The organism is Acinetobacter sp. LT1 (genome assembly GCF_059800965.1).
Genome location: NZ_JBBAXE010000016.1, coordinates 68,001 through 89,826, shown reverse-complemented (window position 1 = coordinate 89,826; position 21,826 = coordinate 68,001). Strand labels below are relative to the sequence as shown.

18 protein-coding genes and 1 pseudogene are annotated in these 21,826 nt (G+C 39.1%); 10 read left to right on the top strand and 9 right to left on the bottom strand.

Features of this window, described 5'->3' with window-relative positions; all coding sequences use genetic code 11:
• From WBW42_RS15035 to WBW42_RS15025, 3 genes are all read left to right on the top strand, one after another.
• Positions 1-4,116: beta strand repeat-containing protein (locus WBW42_RS15035; RefSeq protein WP_336735589.1), on the top strand; the 4,116-nt coding region annotated here is incomplete at its 5' end.
• Between the two features lie 144 nt (positions 4,117-4,260).
• The gene (locus tag WBW42_RS15030) at positions 4,261-5,916 is read left to right on the top strand and encodes a poly alpha-glucosyltransferase (RefSeq protein WP_032057416.1); all 1,656 of its coding nucleotides are present in this window, start codon (positions 4,261-4,263) and stop codon (positions 5,914-5,916) included.
• Positions 5,913-7,643 (top strand): CapA family protein, encoded by a 1,731-nt coding sequence (locus WBW42_RS15025; RefSeq protein ID WP_032057417.1) that lies wholly within the window; start codon positions 5,913-5,915, stop codon positions 7,641-7,643. Before WBW42_RS15030 ends, WBW42_RS15025 begins: the two co-directional genes overlap by 4 nt.
• Here WBW42_RS15025 and WBW42_RS15020 read toward each other — a convergent pair.
• Positions 7,640-8,355: pseudogene (locus WBW42_RS15020) on the bottom strand (zinc metalloprotease). The gene WBW42_RS15025 and the pseudogene WBW42_RS15020 sit on opposite strands and share 4 nt — an antisense overlap.
• Positions 8,356-8,436: 81 nt before the next feature.
• Here WBW42_RS15020 and WBW42_RS15015 point away from each other — a divergent pair.
• Together WBW42_RS15015 and WBW42_RS15010 are read left to right on the top strand one after the other, a co-directional pair.
• Positions 8,437-8,766 carry an MGMT family protein gene (locus WBW42_RS15015; protein ID WP_002115572.1) on the top strand — a complete coding sequence of 110 codons (330 nt, stop codon included), beginning with the start codon at positions 8,437-8,439 and terminating at the stop codon, positions 8,764-8,766.
• A gap of 25 nt (positions 8,767-8,791) precedes the next feature.
• Positions 8,792-9,541 carry a hypothetical protein gene (locus tag WBW42_RS15010; protein ID WP_032057418.1) on the top strand — a complete coding sequence of 250 codons (750 nt, stop codon included), beginning with the start codon at positions 8,792-8,794 and terminating at the stop codon, positions 9,539-9,541.
• Positions 9,542-9,582: 41 nt separating this feature from the next.
• Here WBW42_RS15010 and WBW42_RS15005 read toward each other — a convergent pair whose 3' ends face one another.
• The 3 genes from WBW42_RS15005 to WBW42_RS14995 form a co-directional block, all read right to left on the bottom strand.
• Positions 9,583-10,020 carry a universal stress protein gene (locus tag WBW42_RS15005; protein ID WP_004790445.1) on the bottom strand — a complete coding sequence of 146 codons (438 nt, stop codon included), beginning with the start codon at positions 10,018-10,020 and terminating at the stop codon, positions 9,583-9,585.
• A gap of 121 nt (positions 10,021-10,141) precedes the next feature.
• Positions 10,142-10,774, bottom strand: a complete 633-nt coding sequence (locus WBW42_RS15000; protein ID WP_032057419.1) for a CatB-related O-acetyltransferase — start codon at positions 10,772-10,774, stop codon at positions 10,142-10,144.
• Between the two features lie 111 nt (positions 10,775-10,885).
• The gene (locus tag WBW42_RS14995) at positions 10,886-11,278 is read right to left on the bottom strand and encodes a RidA family protein (protein WP_080777082.1); all 393 of its coding nucleotides are present in this window, start codon (positions 11,276-11,278) and stop codon (positions 10,886-10,888) included.
• Between the two features lie 139 nt (positions 11,279-11,417).
• Between WBW42_RS14995 and WBW42_RS14990 the strand changes: the two genes are divergently transcribed.
• On the top strand, positions 11,418-12,005 hold the full coding sequence (locus WBW42_RS14990; RefSeq protein ID WP_002115531.1) for a TetR/AcrR family transcriptional regulator: 588 nt from the start codon (positions 11,418-11,420) through the stop codon (positions 12,003-12,005).
• An 80-nt stretch (positions 12,006-12,085) separates the two neighbouring features.
• Here the strand turns inward: WBW42_RS14990 and greA are convergent, their stop codons facing one another.
• From greA to carA, 3 genes are all read right to left on the bottom strand, one after another.
• The gene (gene greA, locus WBW42_RS14985; protein ID WP_002115570.1) at positions 12,086-12,562 is read right to left on the bottom strand and encodes a transcription elongation factor GreA; all 477 of its coding nucleotides are present in this window, start codon (positions 12,560-12,562) and stop codon (positions 12,086-12,088) included.
• Between the two features lie 88 nt (positions 12,563-12,650).
• The gene (gene carB, locus WBW42_RS14980; RefSeq protein WP_032057423.1) at positions 12,651-15,881 is read right to left on the bottom strand and encodes a carbamoyl-phosphate synthase large subunit; all 3,231 of its coding nucleotides are present in this window, start codon (positions 15,879-15,881) and stop codon (positions 12,651-12,653) included.
• 14 nt (positions 15,882-15,895) lie between these two features.
• Positions 15,896-17,035: a glutamine-hydrolyzing carbamoyl-phosphate synthase small subunit gene (gene carA / locus WBW42_RS14975; RefSeq protein WP_005067597.1), complete on the bottom strand. Its 1,140-nt coding sequence runs from the start codon at positions 17,033-17,035 to the stop codon at positions 15,896-15,898.
• 124 nt (positions 17,036-17,159) lie between these two features.
• On the opposite strand from carA, the gene WBW42_RS14970 reads away from it, so the two are divergent.
• A complete protein-coding gene (locus tag WBW42_RS14970; RefSeq protein WP_002115567.1) occupies positions 17,160-17,318 on the top strand; it encodes a hypothetical protein in 159 nt (52 codons plus the stop codon).
• Between the two features lie 29 nt (positions 17,319-17,347).
• Positions 17,348-17,935 carry a hypothetical protein gene (locus WBW42_RS14965; RefSeq protein WP_005072962.1) on the top strand — a complete coding sequence of 196 codons (588 nt, stop codon included), beginning with the start codon at positions 17,348-17,350 and terminating at the stop codon, positions 17,933-17,935.
• Positions 17,936-17,995: 60 nt separating this feature from the next.
• On the opposite strand, the gene WBW42_RS14960 is transcribed toward WBW42_RS14965, so the two are convergent.
• A complete protein-coding gene (locus WBW42_RS14960; protein ID WP_032057424.1) occupies positions 17,996-18,532 on the bottom strand; it encodes a DOMON-like domain-containing protein in 537 nt (178 codons plus the stop codon).
• A gap of 16 nt (positions 18,533-18,548) precedes the next feature.
• Entirely contained in the window at positions 18,549-18,872 is a 324-nt protein-coding gene (yhbY, locus tag WBW42_RS14955; RefSeq protein ID WP_002115576.1) for a ribosome assembly RNA-binding protein YhbY, read from the bottom strand.
• A 199-nt stretch (positions 18,873-19,071) separates the two neighbouring features.
• Here yhbY and rlmE point away from each other — a divergent pair, with 199 nt between their 5' ends.
• Both rlmE and ftsH read left to right on the top strand, forming a co-directional pair.
• Complete coding sequence (gene rlmE / locus WBW42_RS14950; protein ID WP_000235573.1) at positions 19,072-19,722, top strand: 23S rRNA (uridine(2552)-2'-O)-methyltransferase RlmE; 651 nt, start codon at positions 19,072-19,074, stop codon at positions 19,720-19,722.
• 133 nt (positions 19,723-19,855) lie between these two features.
• A complete protein-coding gene (gene ftsH / locus WBW42_RS14945; protein WP_005803954.1) occupies positions 19,856-21,751 on the top strand; it encodes an ATP-dependent zinc metalloprotease FtsH in 1,896 nt (631 codons plus the stop codon).
• Positions 21,752-21,826 lie beyond the last annotated feature (75 nt).

The window sequence follows — 21,826 nt, the reverse complement described above, 5'->3', positions numbered from 1 at the left end:
CTTGCAAACGGCTTCATCACCGCAGCGATTCCTGTAACAGGCGAAGGCCCTGTGACCATCCATGCAGAAGCAGTGGATGCACAAGGTAACCTTGATGTTGCAGATGCAGATGTAACGGTAACTCTAGATGTTACTCCACCTGATATCACTACAACTGTGTTAGCAATTGACCCAGTTACTGCTGATAACATCTTGGATGCGACAGAAGCTGGTGGATCAGTGACCTTAACAGGTACATTGACCAACATCCCTACAGATGCAGTAACAACAGGTGTTGTGGTTACTGTAAATGGTGTTGACTATACAGCCACAGTTGATGCCGTAGCAGGTACTTGGACAGTTGATGTAGCTGGTAGTGGTCTTGCAGCAGATTCAGACTTAACTGTTGATGCTACTGCGACATTCACAGACCTCGCAGGAAACGCTAGTACACTTCAAGATACGCAAACTTATACTCTTGCAAGCTCTATCATTGCTTTCGATAACACTGATACAGCTGTACTTGCTCCTCAACCATTGCTTGTACAAGATGATGCAGCACTAGGAAGCAATACTTATCTAGCACTTGTATCACTTGCTGGACTTGATTTGCAGTTAGGATCAGAGTCAATCGGCTTTACAGTAGCTGCTGGTCAAGAAGGCAATGCGACCTTTACTTACAGCGCTTTAATTGGAGTAGATGCATTATCTGATTACTCTCTAGTAGTTCAGAAACTTGATCCAGTAACAGGCCAATGGACTTCGGTCTATGGTGGTGGTGAGGCTGATATTCTTGATCTTACTTTACTAGGTTCAACTCCTGGTGTGGTTCTTGATGGTCTAGAAGAAGGACAATACCGTGCATTCATGACTTACAACGGTCTTCTAGGTATCGGTTTACTGGGTACCTTAACTGGCACAATGGATGTTTATGACACAACACAAGTAGGTGGATATTACACTGAAGTTGCTGATGGGAATGTGATTACTGATATCAATACCAGTGGTGAAACAGACGTTGTAACCGCTACGACTGTAGTTACAGCGGTAAATGGTCAGCCTGTTACAGCGGTAGATACTGTGATTAATGGGTTGTATGGTACGTTGGTAATCGATCCAGACGGTACATACACTTATACGCCTACTGCAAGTGCAGCAGGTGTAGGTCAAACAGATGTATTTGTCTACACATTAACTGATCCTGTAACTGGTGATACGGCTCAAGCAAACCTCAATATTCAATTGAGCTCTGTGAAAGCAGTGGATAATGTTGTAACTGCAGAGATCAACCCAGAACCGTTGCTAGTTGCAGATGATGTTGCTCTAGGTAGTTCAACTTACCTTGCAGCAGTATCGTTGGCTGGTCTGGACTTACAATTGCTTGGTAACGACGCAATTGAGTTTACTGTTGATCCAAACCGCGAAGGTACAGCAACGTTCACATTCGATGCGATAATCACAGCAGATTTACTCAGTGATTATGCGATTGTTGTTCAGAAATTTGATGAAGCAACAGGACAATGGGTATCAATTGGTGGTACTAACCCAGAAGCATCACTCATCGATCTATCACTTATCGGTGGTACGCCAACAGCTGTACTTGAAGGATTGGATGCTGGTCAGTACCGCGCATTCATCGGATATGAAGGCTTGCTAGGTGTAGGTTTAGGTGGAACATTAACTGGTACGATGGATGTCTACAATCCATACATCGTGGCTAGTTACTCTGTTGAACCGATCTCTGGCAATGTCATCAAAGATGCGAGCCTCACTGGTGAAGTTGATGCAGCAAGCAGCAGTGCTGTGATCTCTCAAGTGAATGGTATTGCGGTTGATCCAGTTGCTGGTGCAACAATCACTGGTACATACGGTACATTGGTGATCGACCAAGATGGCAACTACACTTATACCCCAACTGTAGACGGAGCAAACTTAGGTCAGGTAGATCAATTTACCTACACCTTGCTTGATCCTGTAACAGGTAACACTTCTGAGGCAACACTTTACGTTCGTCTCGATAGTGACAGTGTAGATATGACTTGGAACGATACAGATCCATCTCAACCAGCTGTAATTACTAGTCCGCTTCCAGTAGATGCGATGGATAACGTTGCTTCAGCTGAAATAGACATGGTTTATCCAGTAACGACTGAGGTACTTGATAACGCGATTAGCTACAACTGGTTACTCGGTGTAGGTGGAGTTGTTATCGGTTCTAGAGAAGGAACAGCGACATTTACAGTTGATCCAGGTAATCTGACTGATGCGATTATTGCAGTGAACTTTGGTTCGGTTGCTACGGTTGTCGACGGTTTACATGTGGTATTAACACGATTAAATCCAGATGGCACTCGTACTGTAGTTGCAGATAGCTCTGATACTGGCGTGATCGATTTGTTAGGTATCTTTGGTTCTGAAGTTCAATTCAAGATTGATAACTTAAGTGCCGGTACTTATGAGTTGTTCATGGAAAGCAACACATTACTTACAGCTCTAGGTAGTGTTACTGCGGATATCACACTGAATCACGGTGATATCACTCAACCTCCTGTACTGGTTGTTGACCCTGTAACTGGTAATGTACTCGCTGATGATAACTCTGCTGTTTACGGTACAAACTATGTGCCGGACTACATTACAACAACTTCAGTAGTAACTGCTGTTACAGCTGAAAATGGTAATACAACTACAGTTGTAGCGGGTACTCCAGCAACGGTTATTGGGGTATACGGAACTCTGACTATTAATGCAGATGGTACTTATAGTTATCAGGCAACTGCGGATATGGCGAATGTAGGTAAAGTTGATAGCTTTACTTACACAGTGACAGATCCTGTAACTGGTAGAACTGATACCGCTACATTACATGTTCAAGTTGGTTCGCCAGATGTTGATGTCACTTGGAATACAGCAGATCCTTCGGCAGATGCTACGCTTCCAACACCATCTGTAACAGCTGATACAGATGATGCGACAATCAGTATGGAACCAGTGGTAGATCCTGCCGCTTCAGTGGCGAGTGGTGACTTACAATTTGCTCAGATTGGTACTGTTCCAATTGTTGGTACTCCGATCTACGGTACTACGGGTACAGTCACTTCTAGCCAATTTGTAATTGGTGCGAACACTGTTAGTGATGTTCATATACAGTTGAACTACACTGCATCATTAAGCTTATCGGCATTACCAACTGTAGCTTATAAGATTCAGCAGTTTGTAGGCGGTGTATGGGTAGATACGGTTTATTCAGGTTCAGCGACGGCTTTAGCTGGCGTGTTGGGTGCTCCAGCCTACTCGACAGATGTGCCACATCTGTCTGCAGGTACGTACCAAATCGTATTCAACATTAGTGCTCTAGTTGCTATTGGCCAAGTTACTTTAGATACAGTAATTACAACCACAGCGACTCATCTAGACCAATACACACCAGATGGTCAAACAGACTGGATTACTGGCAACGTTCTTACTAACGATGTCGTAGAAGGTACTCAGCTCTATGTAATGAACTCAACAACTGGCACTTATGAGCTAGCTGCTGGTCAAGGAGTCAATACAGGTGAAGGCACATTGTATCTATACAATGATGGTTCTTACTTCTACAAACCATTAGACAGCGCTGCAAATGCGACAGTTGATGTGATTGATTACAAGTTGGTTTCTGTGATTGATGGTAGTGAATACACTTCTTCATTGACGATTAACTTGAGTCAAGAGTTGAATAGCCTTGCAGTGAGTACTGCGGCAAATGATACATTTGCTCTTGGTAATGGCTCGGATACATTGATCTACAACACATTAACAGCTGCAAGCGTAACTAATGCAACTGGTGGTAATACAACAGCTGGTGGTGTAGATGTATGGACTGACTTCCATGTAGGTAATACTGCAACGGATGATCAGGCTGATAAGATTGACTTAAGTAACTTGTTAATTGGTTCACAAACTAACTTAACAATCGGTCAATATGTGACAGTAAGTTATGATGCTGGTACTCAAACTGCGACAATCAGCGTAGACCGTGATGGTGGATTACTTGTAGAAGGTACTTACACTGAAACGCCATTGCTTCAATTGACTAACCTCACTGGTCCAGTCACATTGAATGACTTGATCAACAATGGTCAAATCATTTTCTAATCTGATAAGTGACTTATAAAAAAAGAGCCTTCGGGCTCTTTTTTTATGTTTAAACAATACGTTAACTTAGCTTTTTACATGTTCATGCTATGATGGATTGAAAACTTTATAGAACAACAAACAACGGATAGGGACTGATTTCGAGTGAAAGCATTTTTAAACTTCCAAAGACAACTGAACCTTTGGTTAGAACATATCGCTCCCCATGTTTCAGATCTTCAAAAGAAGACGATTTTATTTATATCTTATGGGCCTAAAGACCAAAGATGTAACGTATGGCATAGTAAAAAAACAAGCTTTTCACAAGCAAAAATACAATTATTAGCTTTCATTAATGATCAGTTTGCACAGGAACTACTTACTGATTATATAAAAATTGATGTTGCATATAATTTAACGAAACAAGCTTGGAAAGTAGTAGAGCAGCAAGTCCATCATCAATTTCACAACAACCACTACCGTAAAGGTATTGGGTTTGATGAACACTGTTCAGTAGCTTTTCTTGAGCAAGAGATTTATGGAAAGGCAATTATACGAGGTTTGAGCTATGACAAACCCAACTTTTTTGATGAAACAAATCTGAATTATTCAATTAAGCAAAAATATAACGCGACTAAACCACAGATTAAACTACAAGAGCTACAAGACATTTGGACTTTTGATACCTACGCAGCATTTTATGAAAATGGGCAATTCATTAATTTAGCGAGCGGTTATGATGCGAATGGTATCAGGGCGATTTCGAGCAATAAGAAACAGCATTTTCAGTCGTTAATTGAAAAAAATTCGGCATTTTTGCATGATCAAATTCAAGAAAATGGCAAATTTATCTATGGCTATTTTTCTGCTTATGATCGAGATATTCGTAACTATAATACGGTACGCCACTGTACCTCGGTGTATGCGTTGCTGGAAACATTTGAAGTGCAGAGCAAACCAGAATATTGGCCCAAGATACATGCTGCTATCCAATATGCACTGACCAACTTTTATAAAGAAAAAGACTCAGAAACTGCTTTTATGATTGATGGTAAAGAAGGGGAATTTGAAATTAAATTAGGTGCCAATGCTGCTGCTATTTTGATGTTCACTAAATATCAAGAAATTATTCAAAAAACTGATTATCAAAAATATGCAGAGAAACTTGCAAATGGTATTTTAAAATTAGTCGATTCAAATGGCTCAACAACTCACGTATTAAATTATCCAGATTATGATTTAAAAGAAAAATTCAGAATTATTTATTATGATGGTGAAGCTGCTTTAGCTTTATTAAGGTTATATCAAATCAACCAAGATTCTAGATTATTAGAAACTGTTAAATTAATGTTTGAATGTTTTATTGAAAAGAGATATGAAAAATACCATGATCATTGGTTAAGTTATTGTACAAATGAACTCACTAAAATATGCCCTGAAGATAAATATTTTATTTTTGGTTTAAATAATTATTTAAAACATTTTATTTTTATTCGCAATCGAAAAACGACTTATGCGACTTTACTAGAAATGTTAATGGCTGCTTATAAAATGGTGAACCGTTTAAAAGAGCAGGGGCACACAGCACTTTTTGAGCAAGCTTATATGCCTGAGCTTCAAAAATTAATTGAATTCAGAGCTGATTTTCAAACGACAGGCTTTTTTTATCCGGAAATGGCGATGTATATGGCACGGCCAGATAAAATTTTACATGCTTTTTATATTCGCCATGATCGTTTCCGAGTACGGATTGATGACCAAGAGCATAATTTATCAGGCTACATCGCTTATGTAAAAGGTTACAAAGGTGATGAGTCATGAAGTATCAACCCGTTGAAATCAAATTATTAGCACATATCGACACTACAAGTTTCGATGAAGCTTTATGGCAATTCGAATTCGACGATGATATTTCAACATTACTGCTAATCGACTATGCACTAGAACAATTTCAACAAAAAAAAGTGCAGGCTCAAGATGTCTATATTGTGCCACAAAAAATAAGTGAGCAAATTGGACAGCAAAACTTAGGTTTAAAAACATCTGAAATTTACACATTTACAGAGTTATTGCAGTTCATAATTTTTACTCAAGCCGTAGATGTAAAGGAAGCTTTAAGCAATATGCTTTGCGGTACAAATGAGCAAGCATCTTTAATTTTCTCTAAAAGAGCCGCTGCCTATAACTTAAAATTAAAAAATGAAGCTACCCAAAATCAGCTAAAGCATTTGTTTTTATTGCTCAGAAAAATTTATAGCTATCCCAATGAAATAAAAAAAGTATTCTTTATAAAAGAGCTGAATTTTCAAGGAAAGTCTTATCTCCCTCAGACACCATTAATGGGACAGAATGTAGTAGAGGTCTTATATCTTACAAACTCATTTAGAAAAATTTATCTGACGTTCTTGGAAGAAAACCAAACGATCGGTTTCTTTTTATTCTTAGATGATATTCATCGTGCTGAGCACCTGGTTCCTTACTATGCTTGTTTTCAAGCACAGAACGTACAACCTAAAGTTTGCTCTGCTCCAAGTGGCATTATTAACATTTTGGGGGATACCTACTTTGGGGAAATCTACACTAAAAAGCGTAAGGCGAGAGGACAAACGGATGCTCTGCAGCAATATGGATATGACTATTCTTTTAAAAAAATAAAAGCTTTTTTAGGTGAACATGACTTAAATATTGCTAACTTTGAAGCGGTATTTTCTTTAGAAAACCAATCTCCTTTAGATCATAAAAAGCCTTTTATTCTTAAAGCTGATGCTGAACAAACATTAGCAGAATTCAAAAATATTCACCTTAATCATGTGGTGTTGGCAAATAACCATCTAAAAGACTATGGGAATCGTGGGCTGACCTATACATTACAACAGTTGGATCAGGCTAACATTTCTTATATCGGGGCAGGTGTAAACCAAAAAGATGCTCATAATTACTTTGAGCTCTCTTTTGAAAATAAGCATTATGCTATTTTTAACGGATACTGGCACAGAGACACTGCCTATCTCGATTATGATTTTTATGCTTTAGGTTATAAGAGTGGGGTTGCGTGTTTAAATGGTGTTTTGCTTGAACAAATAGGTCGCTATAGGCTGACTCATCCTGAACATAAAATTATTGTTATTTGCCATTGGGGTGTCGACTTTAAGCCTATTACAAAAGAGCAGAATAAGCTTGCTACGATTCTAACCCAAGCTGGCGCTGACCTGATCATTGGTCATGGTGCTCATACTATTCAACCTGTCCAGATCATCAACCAAAAGCCAGTCGTGTTTGGTATTGGCAATGCTGTGTTTAATAGCAATGGCGAATATGACAAATATAATGCTTTACCTTATGGTTGTATAGCAAGGTTAGATTTGTCAAAAGATTTACTTCGTCTTTATCCAATTTACACCAATAATTTGAAAACATTTTGGCAGCCGTATCCAGTCAATGCTGAAGATTTCTTAAAGGCGAGTACTTACATGACATCTTCATTGGCCCCTGAAAATTACATCGCTACCCAAGATAACTTAGGGGCATATATTGAAATTAAATTTTAGGGATATTGTTTGTATGTCGATAAAATAGTTTGAAGTTGTACTGGCGTAAATCCTAAATTTCTTAAGCCACCACTGCCTAATTTACATTCGGCGCTTGCCATGATGTTTGTTGGAGTACGTTTTGTAGCTTTTGGTGCACAAACATGTTTTAGTCCAAACACATGTCCCATTTCATGCACGCTACCAGCCTGAATATTATAATTGAGGCGGTTCCAGTCTAATAAAATAAAGGGTTTGCCATTATTACGAAAAGCTCTACTTGTTACATCTTCAAATTTCCATTTCGTTGAGTAGGCATCATAAATAAAAACAATCACTTCTTTACTTGCAGTTCGTTTCGGAAAACACGTATTTACACTGGCAGGAATGGTTTCAATAGTAATTGGGTAGGGCTGATTAATCTGTTGTTTTAAATCACAATGTAATTTTGAAAACTCCTCATAAGGAATATAACGATGTAATTTAAATTTAAAAATTTTATTATTTTTATCATCTACATAGTATTTATTTAATATTTTAATTTCCTTACGCATCTGTTGATATTTTCAAACTTTGTAGCTTCTGGAGAGTTGGTTGTAAAAACAAAAGTGACTGGAATAATAGGACGGCCATCTGTAGAGACTTTAGGTGTTTCTCCTAAAGGAAGAGGAGGGCGTGTAGTACAAGAAACGCATAGTAAAGTGCCAGTAATCACCAGTAATGTTTTTTTCATGCAGATTTCCCTCAAGCCCACCTTGGATTGCATTTAGTTTTGTTCAAAATTTTTTATATGATATGAATGATGTCAATTTTTATGGAGTCCATTTTGACAACTCAGTATGAACTACATCGGCAAATTTTAGAAGTCATTGCTTTGATTCCTTACGGAAAAGTTGCAACCTATGGACAAGTGGCTCGTATGGCAGGATTACCAAAACATGCAAGATTAGTCGGCTATGTTTTGAAACATCTTGAAGCTGATCATCAAGTTCCTTGGTATCGTGTGATTAATTCTCAAGGCAAAATTAGCCTAAGTAAGTTTAATGAAAAAGGTGAAAACATTCAGCAATTAAAATTGGAAGCTGAAGGTGTTTATTTGTTAAATGGTAAAGTTGACTTAAAGCAGTTTGCTTGGCAGCCTTAATATTTATGTTAGAGAGTAAATACACATGCAAAAGAATAATAAATGGTGTAGTGGAGCAGTATTACTTTTAAGTTTGATGGCACAGGTGAGTTATGCTGAAAAGGATATTTCAACTCAACCTTTTACAAATATAAAGGCTTCTCAGCAAGACATAGATTTGATATGTAAGCAACTGAGGCAGAAATGCAGTGGTGAAGCTATCCTGTGGAAGGTTAAAAATACGCAAGATTCAATTTATTACCTAATAGATGAAAGTCCACAAATTGTTCAGGTTAAGAAGCAAAATAATCAATATAAAGTAGTTGATCAATGGGACTTTAAAAATTATCAACATCATAATAAAGAGCCTCACACCGATGATTTGGCACCAGATGGATTACAAATCTTTCCAGCTTTATATCCATTAAATAAAAATGAGTTTGCAATCGCAGTAGTTAATAGATGGTTTACGGGTTACTCAGGAGGAGGGCGTTTTGAAGAAAATGCTGACTTCATTAAGCTCAAACCTCATGGGGAGTATCAAGTTGTACTAAAAGATATTGCTTTTTCTTCACGAGAAATGATTCGAGCATGTTTTTCAGAACAAGATTATAAAAAATCGCCCCATTGTCATGATGAGGCATGGATGATACTAAACATTCAATTTAAAGATGTGGGACAACCATATTATTTATGGCAATTAAATTATAAAAATTATTCTTGGGAAGCTTTCAAAAGTAAAAAAACAATAACGGTTGAGCAATCGCGTGAAGAGGTTATGCCTTTTAAGAAATAGAAGCCTATCTTGCTCACTTTAGCCAGACAGGCATTCTCACTTTAGCGAACAATTAACACAGGAATATGGCTTTCCCCTAAAACTTTTTGTGCAACACTTCCCAACACGAGTTTTCGGACTCCCGTGCGGCCATGAGAACCCATGACAATCAGATCTGCATTTAAGTCTTGAGCAGCTTGAATGATTTCCTCATGTACAACAAAGCCTTCCAACAGTTTGGTTTCAACAGTAATGCCTTCGTTGGCAAATTCTTGTTTTGCTTTTTCTAAAATGTCGAGCAAATAAGTTCTTGTACGTTCAATCAACTCATTAGTTTGGCCAGTTTTTACGTAGACATCAGCAATAAATGGATCAAGTGCCATCACTTGTACAACTGTAATTTTGCTATTTAATGCTTTTCCCAGCTTAATGGCCTCTTTCATGGCGACCATAGAAGTTTCAGAACCGTCAATTGGTACTAGAATATGTTGATATAACATGAGTATTTTCCTTATTGTAATGATGCTTATTTATTAATACTTTATACCTATTTTTTGACGATTTAAATTCAAGCACGTAATCATTTGTGATTTTATAACGACAAATTTTGTAGATAAATTTTTATAAATTGCGCAAATTTTCTATATGTGTAGATAAAGCATCAATATCGTCAGTTTGAAGATATTCACGTATTTTCAAAATTTGCTTCTCATCTAAATCATAAAGTTTTAAAGCAAGTAGTTTGTCGATTTGTTCTTGAGGAAAGCGATATTTAATAATTTTCGCAGGCACTCCACCTACAATTGCATAAGGAGGAACATCTTTAGTTACTACGGCTCCAGTGGCGACCACTGCGCCTTCACCTAGTTTGACACCTTGCATAATCATTGCACGGCTACCAATCCAGCAGCCATCAGCAATAATAGTATCACCAGCCGCCAAAAAACTACGAGTATCAAAAGGAAAAGTTGAAATCCAGTCGGGTCTATGAAGCTGATTGCCACCCATCATGATCACGCACTCAGCACCAAAACAAACAAAATTGCCAATATAAAGTTGGTCAATCGGTTTTTCTGGGGTTGAAGCTTTGTCATGTAAATAACGTACTACACAACGTTCAAAGCCTTGATCCCAATAAGCTGAATAATAAGAATAATTTCCTTTAATATGGATATTGGGATTTTTCACAGTTTTGGAAATAAACTCAAATTCGCACCAATGACGAACAGGGGAGCTAATTAACTTTTCAGCCATAATGGAGATATAAAAAAGGCAATACACCATTATACCGAATTGCGATTCAAGCTGAACCAATAATCTCAGCTCAGCCAATGAATCGAATATTAAAGTAAGTGCTAATTTGAACTAATTATTATGAGGAATACGTGCAATAACTTTAATCTCAAAATCAAAACCCGCTAGCCAGGTTACGCCCACAGCGGTCCAGTTGGGATAAGGTTTTTGTGTAAAGATCTGATTTTTAACTTTCATAATACTTTCAAACTGCCGTTCTGGATCAGTATGAAAGGTGGTGACATCAATAATATCATCGAAAGTACAACGAGCTGCTTTCAGTGTCTCTGCTAAGTTCTTAAAAGCTTGGATCACCTGTTTTTCAAAATCAGGTACAGGTGAGCCATCTTCAAGGCTACCAACCTGTCCTGAAACAAAGAGTAAATCTTTCGATTGAATTGCGGCTGAATAACCATGCTGTTCATATAAGGCATGGCGGTCTTTAGGAAATATTGCAGTTCTCATCAGGTTTGCTCTCCTTCAGTATTTAAATACCAATCAGTAAATGTCGCTCAGGTTTCACATACGCCTCGTATGTAAACATAATTGACATACGAGGCGTATGTCAATTAAAATTTTTTGTGATGATTAGCTGGTGAAATACATGTCTGTTCGTGAACAAAAGATGGCGGAAACCCGCAAGAAACTGATTGAAGTAGCACGTCGTGCATTTGCTGAATATGGCTATGCAGATACTTCAATGGATAAACTCACGGCAGAAGCAGGGTTGACCCGGGGGGCGCTGTACCATCATTTTGGCGATAAGCGTGGTTTATTTGCTGCAGTCGTCGATCAAATTGATTCACAAATGGCAGAATATGCCCAGCAGCATTTAGAGCAGCCTGATGATCTTTGGGAAGGATTGTTACTTGAAGGGCAGACCTATATTCAAAATGCTTTAAATCCTGAGTTTCAGCGTATTGTGTTACGTGATGGACCTGCAGTGCTGGGCGATCCAGCGCATTGGCCAAGTCAAAATAGATGTTTGCAGTCTACCCGTGAGTGTGTTGAACAGCTATTGACAGCAGAACAAATTAAAATTGTAGACCCAGAAGCGGCAGCAGTGCTTTTAAATGGGGCTGCCATGAACGCTGCATTATGGGTGGCTTCTAGTGAATATCCTGAACAGGTACTTCCTGAAGCATTAAATGCTTTTAAAATCTTTGCATCAGGCTTTTTAAAAGATGCCTAGTGAATTTTTTAATATTTGTCTGAAATATAAAAAACCCCTCAATTGAGGGGTTTTATAGTTTCAGTATATCTATTTATAAATTAAAGATATTCTACACTTACGATTTCATATTCCACTTCGCCTTGAGGAGTAACGATTTTTACTTCATCACCTTCACTCTTGCTCAAAAGGCCACGTGCGATTGGTGAGTTCACTGAGATTTTATTGATTTTAAAATCAGCTTCATCATCACCAACAATTTTATAAGTCTTGCGTTCTTCAGTATCAAGGTTTTCAATCGTTACCGTAACACCGAATACAACACGACCGTTTTGTTCTAAGTCCTTAACATCGATGACTTGTGAAGCACCCAATTTTCCTTCGATATCTTGGATACGTCCTTCACAGAAACCTTGCTGTTCACGAGCAGCATGGTATTCTGCATTTTCTTTTAAGTCCCCATGTTCACGTGCTTCAGCAATTGCTTGAGTAATACGTGGACGTTCAACAGATTTCAGATGTTGTAATTCTTTCTCTAAGGCGATTTTACCTTCAGGGGTCATTGGATAACGTTGCATTTCGGTCCCTCTTAAGTTGAGAAAACACAGTTAAAAAAATGAAAAAATCCCGCCACCGATAAGGTGACGGGACTTATCGGTAAAAAAATTAACCTACAGTTAAATCTTGCAAGCGGTATACATCCATTGGCAATTTCACAGCAAAGGCTTGGCAAACAGCTTCTGCGCCATTGATAGTCGTTGTGTAATACACTTTGCCTTGTAGGGCAGCACGACGAATCATTGCAGAGTCATATTGAGCCTGTTTACCTTCAGTGGTATTGACAATAAGGTGTATTTCACCATTTTTCAAGCGGTCAACAATATGTGGACGACCTTCAGTAACTTTATTTACAGATTCGCATTCTAAACCTGCTTCTTTAAGCACTTGGTAAGTACCACCTGTTGCAACAAGCTTGAAGCCATATTCAACTAATTTCTTAGCGATATCAGCGATGTATTTCTTGTCAGATTCACGTACTGATAAGAAAGCATGTTTTACTTCGCCTTCAGTTGGTAAACCAGGTAAGCGTTCATTCGAGCCTAGAACAGCTTTATAGAATGCTTCACCAAATGTTTTACCTACGCCCATCACTTCACCTGTAGATTTCATCTCAGGTCCAAGCATAGGGTCTACGCCTTGGAATTTAGCGAATGGGAAAACGGCTTCTTTCACAGCAAAGTGAGTTGGAATGATTTCTTTAGTAAATCCTTGAGACTCAAGAGATTGACCTGCCATACAACGCGCAGCAACTTTCGCTAAAGAATCACCAATACACTTAGATACGAATGGAACTGTACGTGAAGCACGTGGGTTAACTTCTAGAACGTAAATATCGTCACCTTTTACAGCGAACTGAACGTTCATCAAGCCAACAACGCCAAGTTCTTTTGCCATCGCAATTGTTTGACGGCGCATTTCATCCTGAATTTCTTTAGATAAAGAATAAGGAGGAATTGAACATGCAGAGTCACCTGAGTGAATACCAGCTTGTTCAATATGCTGCATGATACCGCCGATCACAACGTCTTTACCGTCAGATACACAGTCAACATCAACTTCAGTTGCGTCATCTAGGAAACGGTCAAGAAGAACAGGGGCTTCATTAGATGCTTGAACTGCTTCACGAAGGTAACGTTTAAGTTCTTCTTCGTTATATACGATTTCCATTGCACGACCACCTAATACATAAGATGGACGAACAACAAGCGGATAACCTACTTTTGCAGCTTCAGAAATACCTTCTTCAGCAGATTTTACAATGCTGTTATTTGGTTGACGAAGCTGTAAACGTTGAATCATTTGTTGGAAACGTTCACGGTCTTCAGCACGGTCAATCGCATCTGGTGATGTACCGATAATTGGAGTACCTGCTTCTTCTAAAGCACGTGCCAATTTAAGCGGAGTTTGACCACCGTACTGTACGATTACGCCTTTAGGCTTCTCTGTACGTACGATTTCAAGTACATCTTCAAGTGTTACAGGCTCGAAGTATAGACGGTCAGATGTGTCATAGTCGGTAGAAACAGTTTCAGGGTTACAGTTCACCATGATTGTTTCGTAACCGTCTTCACGCATAGCTAATGCAGCGTGTACACAGCAGTAGTCAAATTCGATACCTTGACCAATACGGTTTGGACCACCACCAATGACCATGATTTTGTCGCGGTTTGATGGATTTGCTTCACATTCTTCATCGTAAGTTGAATACATGTATGCAGTACCAGATTCAAACTCTGCTGCACATGTATCAACGCGTTTGTAAACTGGATAAACACCCAAGTTCCAACGTTGTTTACGGAATTGCTTTTGTGAAATGCCCATGAGGTGAGCAATACGAAGGTCAGATAAACCTTTACGCTTGAACGAACGGATGTTGTCAGCGTTTAAGTCACCAAAACCTAAAGTTTTCACTTGAGCTTCAGTTTTAATGATGTCTTGAATTTGGATAAGGAACCAGCGGTCAATCTTAGTCGCTTCAAAAACTTCATCTAAAGAGAAACCATGACGGAAAGCGTCCGCTACATACCAGATACGCTCAGGACCCGGAACTTTAAGTTCTTTTAGAATAATTTCTTTTGCATTTGTTGCACCGGCTTCGATTTTTTCATCAAAACCGCTTACACCAACTTCAAGACCACGTAATGCTTTTTGTACAGATTCTTGGAAGTTACGGCCAATTGCCATCACTTCACCAACAGATTTCATCTGAGTGGTAAGAACTGGTTCAGCTTGCGGGAATTTCTCGAAGTTAAAACGAGGAATCTTCGTTACAACATAGTCAATTGATGGTTCGAAGCTTGCAGGAGTCACGCCACCAGTGATGTCATTTTTCAATTCATCAAGGGTATAACCAACAGCAAGTTTTGCTGCGATTTTAGCAATCGGGAAACCTGTTGCTTTAGAAGCAAGTGCAGATGAACGAGATACACGAGGGTTCATCTCGATCACAACCATACGTCCGTCTTTCGGGTTAATACCGAACTGGACGTTAGAACCACCTGTTTCAACACCAATTTCACGAAGAACTGCAACTGAAGCATTACGCATCAATTGGTATTCTTTGTCAGTTAATGTTTGAGCTGGTGCTACAGTAATTGAGTCACCAGTGTGTACGCCCATTGGGTCGAAGTTTTCGATGGCACATACGATAATACAGTTGTCGTTTTTGTCACGAACAACTTCCATTTCGTATTCTTTCCAACCAATTAAAGATTCATCGATCAATAACTGGTGAGTAGGAGACAGGTCAAAACCACGTTCACAAATCTCAAGGAATTCTTCACGGTTATATGCAATACCGCCACCCGAACCACCCATTGTGAATGATGGACGGATAATTACTGGGAAACCAAAGCGTGACTGGATTTCTAAAGCTTCTTCCATTGTTTCAGCAATGGCAGCTTTTGGACATTCCAAGCCAATTTTACGCATAGCGATATCGAAGAGTTTACGATCTTCGGCTTTCTCAATTGCGTCTTTAGTTGCACCAATTAATTCAACATTATATTTCTCAAGAACGCCGTGCTCATCAAGTGCAAGAGCACAGTTCAACGCAGTTTGGCCACCCATAGTTGGCAATACTGCATCTGGACGTTCTTTTTCAATAATCTGTGCAACTGTTTGCCAAGTAATTGGCTCAATATAAGTTGCATCAGCCATTGAAGGGTCTGTCATAATGGTTGCTGGGTTAGAGTTAACCAAAATAACACGGTAGCCTTCTTCACGAAGTGCTTTACACGCTTGAGCACCTGAGTAGTCAAACTCACATGCCTGACCAATCACAATCGGGCCAGCACCAATAATTAAGATGCTTTTAATATCCGTACGTTTAGGCATTATTCGCTCCTTAATTACTGTTTAGATGCTTCGATAAGTTCGATGAAATGATCGAACAATGGGGCACAATCATGTGGACCTGGGCTTGCTTCAGGGTGACCTTGGAAGCTGAAAGCTGGTTTGTCTGTACGGTGAATCCCTTGTAAGGTGCCATCGAACAATGATTTATGCGTTGCTTTTAAGTTAGCCGGTAAAGTTTCAGCATCTACAGCGAAACCATGGTTTTGTGAAGTAATCATCACTGTACCATCTTCAAGATTTTGTACAGGGTGGTTAGCACCGTGGTGACCATGATTCATTTTTACAGTTTTTGCACCAGAAGCGAGTGCCAAGATTTGGTGGCCTAAGCAAATACCAAATACAGGTAATGTTGTGGTTTCAACAATAGTTTTTACAGCTTCGATTGCATAATCACAAGCAGCTGGATCGCCAGGGCCATTTGAAAGGAATACGCCATCCGGATTAAGTGCCAATACTTTTTCAGCCGGAGTTTCTGCAGGTACAACGGTTAATTTGCAACCGCGGTCTGCAAGCATACGCAAGATGTTGGTTTTGACACCGTAATCGTATGCAACTACATGATATTTTAATTCAGGTTGAGAGAAGCCTTGGCCTAGAGTCCATGAACCTTCAGACCATTCAAAACCAGTTGGATCGCAACATTCTTTTGCAAGGTCTAAACCGTTTAAGCCACCAAAAGCACGAGCTTTGGCAATTGCTTCTTCTTCAGTAATATTTTCGCCAGCAAGGATGCAACCATTTTGTGCACCTTTGTCACGCAAAATACGTGTTAATTTACGTGTATCAATATCCGCGATTGCAACAACATTGTGTTCTTGCAAATATTCACTCAAAGATTGCTCAGCACGGAAGTTACTGTGTAGTAGAGGAAGGTCACGAATAATTAAACCATTCGCCCATACTTTATGGATACGACCAGATTCAACGTCTTCTGCGTTGCAGCCAGTGTTTCCGATATGAGGGTAAGTTAATGTCACAATTTGTTGTGCATAACTTGGGTCAGTCAAAATTTCTTGATAGCCTGTCATGGCTGTGTTAAAAACGACTTCTCCAGTCGTACTTCCCGTTGCGCCGATTGACGTTCCTTTAAAGATCGTTCCATCTGCGAGGGCTAAAATGGCGGGGGTGCTCAAACCAAAGCTCCTGAATTTCGGCTGTAAAAAAGCGAGTAGACCCAAAAAAGATAGGCGATGTTGTGATAAAACATGCCCCTCCCTATCGGTCTGCTCGCTTGTAACTTAACAGCGCATTATACGCATGGAACCTCAAAAAGTCTATTTATTTTCTGCTAAAAAACATAATTCATTGCTTGATTTTTACAAAAAAATTATCCGCTCATCCGAATCAGTTACTTTTGATAAATTGTCTAACAATTTGCTGGCTGAATTTTTAGAACTGGATTTATTGTATTGCTAGTTAAAAAATAAACAATATGAGGAAATAGCATGAGTAATGATCAAGTTTCAAAAGATGTGAGCGAGAAAGCTCAAGCAGTAGTTGATTCGGTAAAAGCTGAGGTGAATGAAGTGAAAGAAACCGTAGCTGCTACTACAACTAAAGCGAAAAGAACAGTAACTGCTAAAACTGCGCAAGTAAAAGAAAGTGTTGCCGAGAAAACTGAGCAGATTAAAGAAGTTGCTACAGAAGCGAAAACTCAGGTGAAAGAAGCTATCACTGAAACTCAAGAGCAGGTCAAAGAAGTTTTAAGTGAAACTCAAGAAAAAATTGAAGCTGAAACTCATGAGTTAAACAAGAATATTCAAAATCAATTTGTTCAAATTAAACAAGATATTCTACAACGTCTTGATGTGATTAAAGCTCAGTTTAGCACCTCACAAGAAGGACTATCTGAACTTAAAAATGCTTTGAAAGCAGAAATTAACGCACTTATCGAAGATTTGACTAAAGTCAGTAAAGAACTTAAAGGTGATATTAGCCAGATTTCTTTGAAGCACAAAGATTCTTTAAGTGAAAGTATTAAGCGTACTAAAAATAATGCAGTTGAAGCTTGGAATAAAGCACGAGATAACTAATGATCTTAGCTTTTAGCCAGCTATAAAAAAAGCGAGAATTAATTTCTCGCTTTTTTACTTTTAAAACTGATGTAACCAGTCACGCTTATTATGGAAATCCGCACTTTTTCCACTGTGCTGCATTGCATAGTACTGCATACCTTCTTTGGTTTTTAAAACTGCAGTTAAACCTAAATAAAGGTTTGCCCATTTCAAGTGATGCTGTTGCATAAATTGTCCCAAATCAAGACTAACATTTAAGCCATAATGAGTACGCTTGAGATGGTTCAGTTCGATATCGTAAGCAGCAAGGGGAGGCATACTTTCTGGATAGCGATATTCTTCAAACTGATAAGACTGCCATGATTGAGAAGGGGAAAGGTTAATTTCCCGATAATAATCTTCATCATGCACGCCAACAAAAATTTCGAAACAAGTTTCTTCCCACAAAAAATCCTGACGAGGATGAGCCGCGACTTCTTGGGGCCAGACAATGAGTTGATTTGGATCACGAATCCAAAAACCGACATTTAAGGTGTGCGGTGCTTGCTGTTCAATTGCACCAACAACAGAAACAGCATGAAAACGATCAAAAGCTGAAAGTTCGTAACTTGCCATAGTTTGTCAAATCAACTTAGTTTGCTAAATGAGCGTGGCGAACAAGATTAGACAAATGCTGGTTTTGCTTAGCTGCTTTTTTGTAAAGTAAAACAATTTTACCAATCTTTTGCACAGCTTCTGCGCCAGTCGCTTCTACAATTGCATCAATTACAGCAGTACGTGCTTCACGGTCTTCACCAGCAACTTTAACTTTGATAAGTTCGTGGTCGTTTAAAGCACGAAGAGTTTCTTCGATAACAGCATCTGTTAAGCCTTGTCCACCAATCATGACAACCGGATTAAGCACATGACCAATTTGACGTAAACGTTTACGTTCATGGATAGATAAAGCGGCCATTAAAAATACCTGATTTTAAAAACGACTTAGTATAGCAAAAAACTTAAATTCAGATGTACGAAAAACTGTATAAATAATCGATCAACATTATTGGAAAAAAACTGTAAAACTTGGTGAGATTACGCTACATCCGTACTGTAATGAGAGTAATTTTCACGTACAATGAACGATCAGAAGTTTTTTTGATATTTAGTGAGTTATGGCAACACGCATTACAAACCAGAAATTGTCGAAAAGTAGTCGTGCGTGGATGAGGGAACATCTAGACGATCCTTTTGTAAAAAAAGCACAAAAGGAAGGGTATCGTGCGCGAGCAGCATATAAACTTCTTGAAATCCAAGAAAAATATAAGTTGATCAAGCCAGGCATGACGGTAGTCGATTTGGGTGCAGCTCCTGGTAGCTGGTCTCAAATTGCTGGAAAACTTGTGGGTAGCAAAGGTTTAGTGATTGCTTCCGATATTTTGCCCATGGATGCTTTGCCTGATGTCACTTTCTTACAAGGCGACTTTAGAGAAGAAGCTGTATTTGAAAAATTGTTAAATATTTTAAATGGGCGACAAGTAGACATTGTAATTTCTGATATGGCCCCCAATACATCTGGTAATAGGGCTGTTGATCAACCTAGACAGATTTACTTATGTGAACTGGCTTTAGATTTTGCTCAAAAGGTTCTTGGACCTAATGGACAGTTTGTGGTTAAAGTGTTCCAAGGCGCAGGATTCGATGAGTTTCGTAAACAAGTGGTTGATAGTTTTGATGTGTTAAAGACAGCAAAACCAGCAGCTTCTCGGGCGCGCTCTAAAGAAGTTTTTTTGGTTGGACAAGGGCGTAAGAAAGCATTGCAATAAAGTTTACTTGCCAAGCTCCTAAAAATTGTGCATTTTGTACTTTTAGGTTATCCGCAAGCAATACAGTTGCTGTTTTTATGACGATCAGCCAAGATTGGGCATGATCAAATTAGATCGATATGGGAATAAAGCTTTGAGCGATTACTTCAAGAATGCCGTATTGTGGCTAATAATACTTGGTGTTCTGATTTTAATTTTCAGTAATATCAGTGACCGCAATAAGCCTACTGCGATGAAATACTCAGATTTCGTTGCAGCGGTGAATGCTGGCCAAATTAAGCAAGTCACAATTGACGGTTTAAATATTAATGGTGAAAAAACTAACGGATCACAGTTTGAAACTGTTCGTCCGCAAGTTGAAGACACTGAACTTATGCCGAGCTTAAATAAGCAAAATGTTGTTGTAGAGGGAACAGCTCCTCAACGTCAAGGCATTTTGATGCAACTTCTCATTGCTAGTTTCCCTGTACTGTTAATCATTCTGTTATTCATGTTCTTTATGCGTAACATGGGTGGTGGTGCAGGCGGAAAAAATGGACCGATGAGTTTTGGTAAGTCGAAAGCAAAAATGCTTTCTGAAGACCAAATCAAAGTTAATTTTTCTGACGTTGCCGGCTGTGATGAAGCAAAACAAGAAGTTGTTGAAATTGTAGATTTCTTAAAAGACCCTGCAAAATTCAAACGTTTGGGCGCTACCATTCCTCGTGGCGTACTTATGGTTGGTCCTCCGGGTACTGGTAAAACGTTATTAGCCAAAGCAATTGCTGGTGAAGCTAAAGTTCCTTTCTTCAGCATTTCAGGTTCTGACTTTGTCGAAATGTTCGTGGGTGTGGGTGCGTCCCGTGTCCGTGATATGTTCGAGCAAGCGAAGCGTCATGCGCCTTGTATTATCTTTATTGACGAGATTGATGCAGTAGGACGTCATCGTGGTTCAGGTACAGGTGGTGGTCATGATGAACGTGAGCAAACCTTGAACCAAATGCTTGTAGAGATGGATGGTTTTGAAGGTAACGAAGGTGTAATCGTAATTGCTGCGACGAACCGTGTTGATGTCTTGGATAAAGCATTATTACGTCCAGGTCGTTTTGATCGTCAAGTAATGGTAGGTTTGCCTGACATTCGTGGTCGTGAGCAGATTCTGAATGTACATTTGAAAAAATTACCTTCAGTTACGGGTGTGGATGTTAAAGTTCTATCTCGTGGTACTCCAGGTTTCTCTGGTGCACAGTTGGCAAATCTTGTTAACGAAGCTGCATTATTTGCTGCACGCCGTAATAAGAACACTGTTGACATGCATGACTTTGAAGATGCAAAAGACAAAATCTACATGGGACCAGAGCGTAAATCGATGGTTTTACGTGAAGAAGAACGTCGTGCAACTGCTTATCATGAAGCTGGTCATGCGATTGTTGCCGAGATTTTACCGGGTACAGATCCTGTTCATAAAGTAACGATTATGCCGCGTGGTTGGGCTTTAGGTGTAACTTGGCAGTTACCTGAACAAGACCAAATTAGCCACTATAAAGACAAGATGCTAAACGAAATTGCAATTTTGTTTGGTGGTCGTATTGCTGAAGAAGTATTTATCCAGCAGCAATCTACTGGTGCTTCAAATGACTTTGAGCGAGCTACTAAAATGGCGCGTGCAATGGTTACGAAGTACGGTATGTCTGACAAAATGGGTGTAATGGTTTATGAAGATGAAAACCAAAATGGTTTCTTTGGTAATGTAGGAAGCCGTACGATTTCTGAAGCAACTCAACAGTTAGTTGATGAAGAAGTACGTCGTATTCTTGATGAGCAATATAAAGTTGCACGTAATATCTTAGAAGGTAATAAAGATATTGCACATGCGATGGTAAAAGCTTTGATGGAATGGGAAACTATTGATCGTGATCAAATCCGTGACATTATGGAAGGTCGTGAGCCACAACCGCCTAAAGTATATGTTGCTGAAAATCCAGTGGCTGCATTTGAACCACCAAAAGATGGTCCATCTACACCACCACCATTGCCAGCAATGAACTAATAATTAGTTAATTAAAAAAGCCACAGTCATGTGGCTTTTTTTATGGGCTTGAGTTTGTTAAAAGCTAAAAACAAA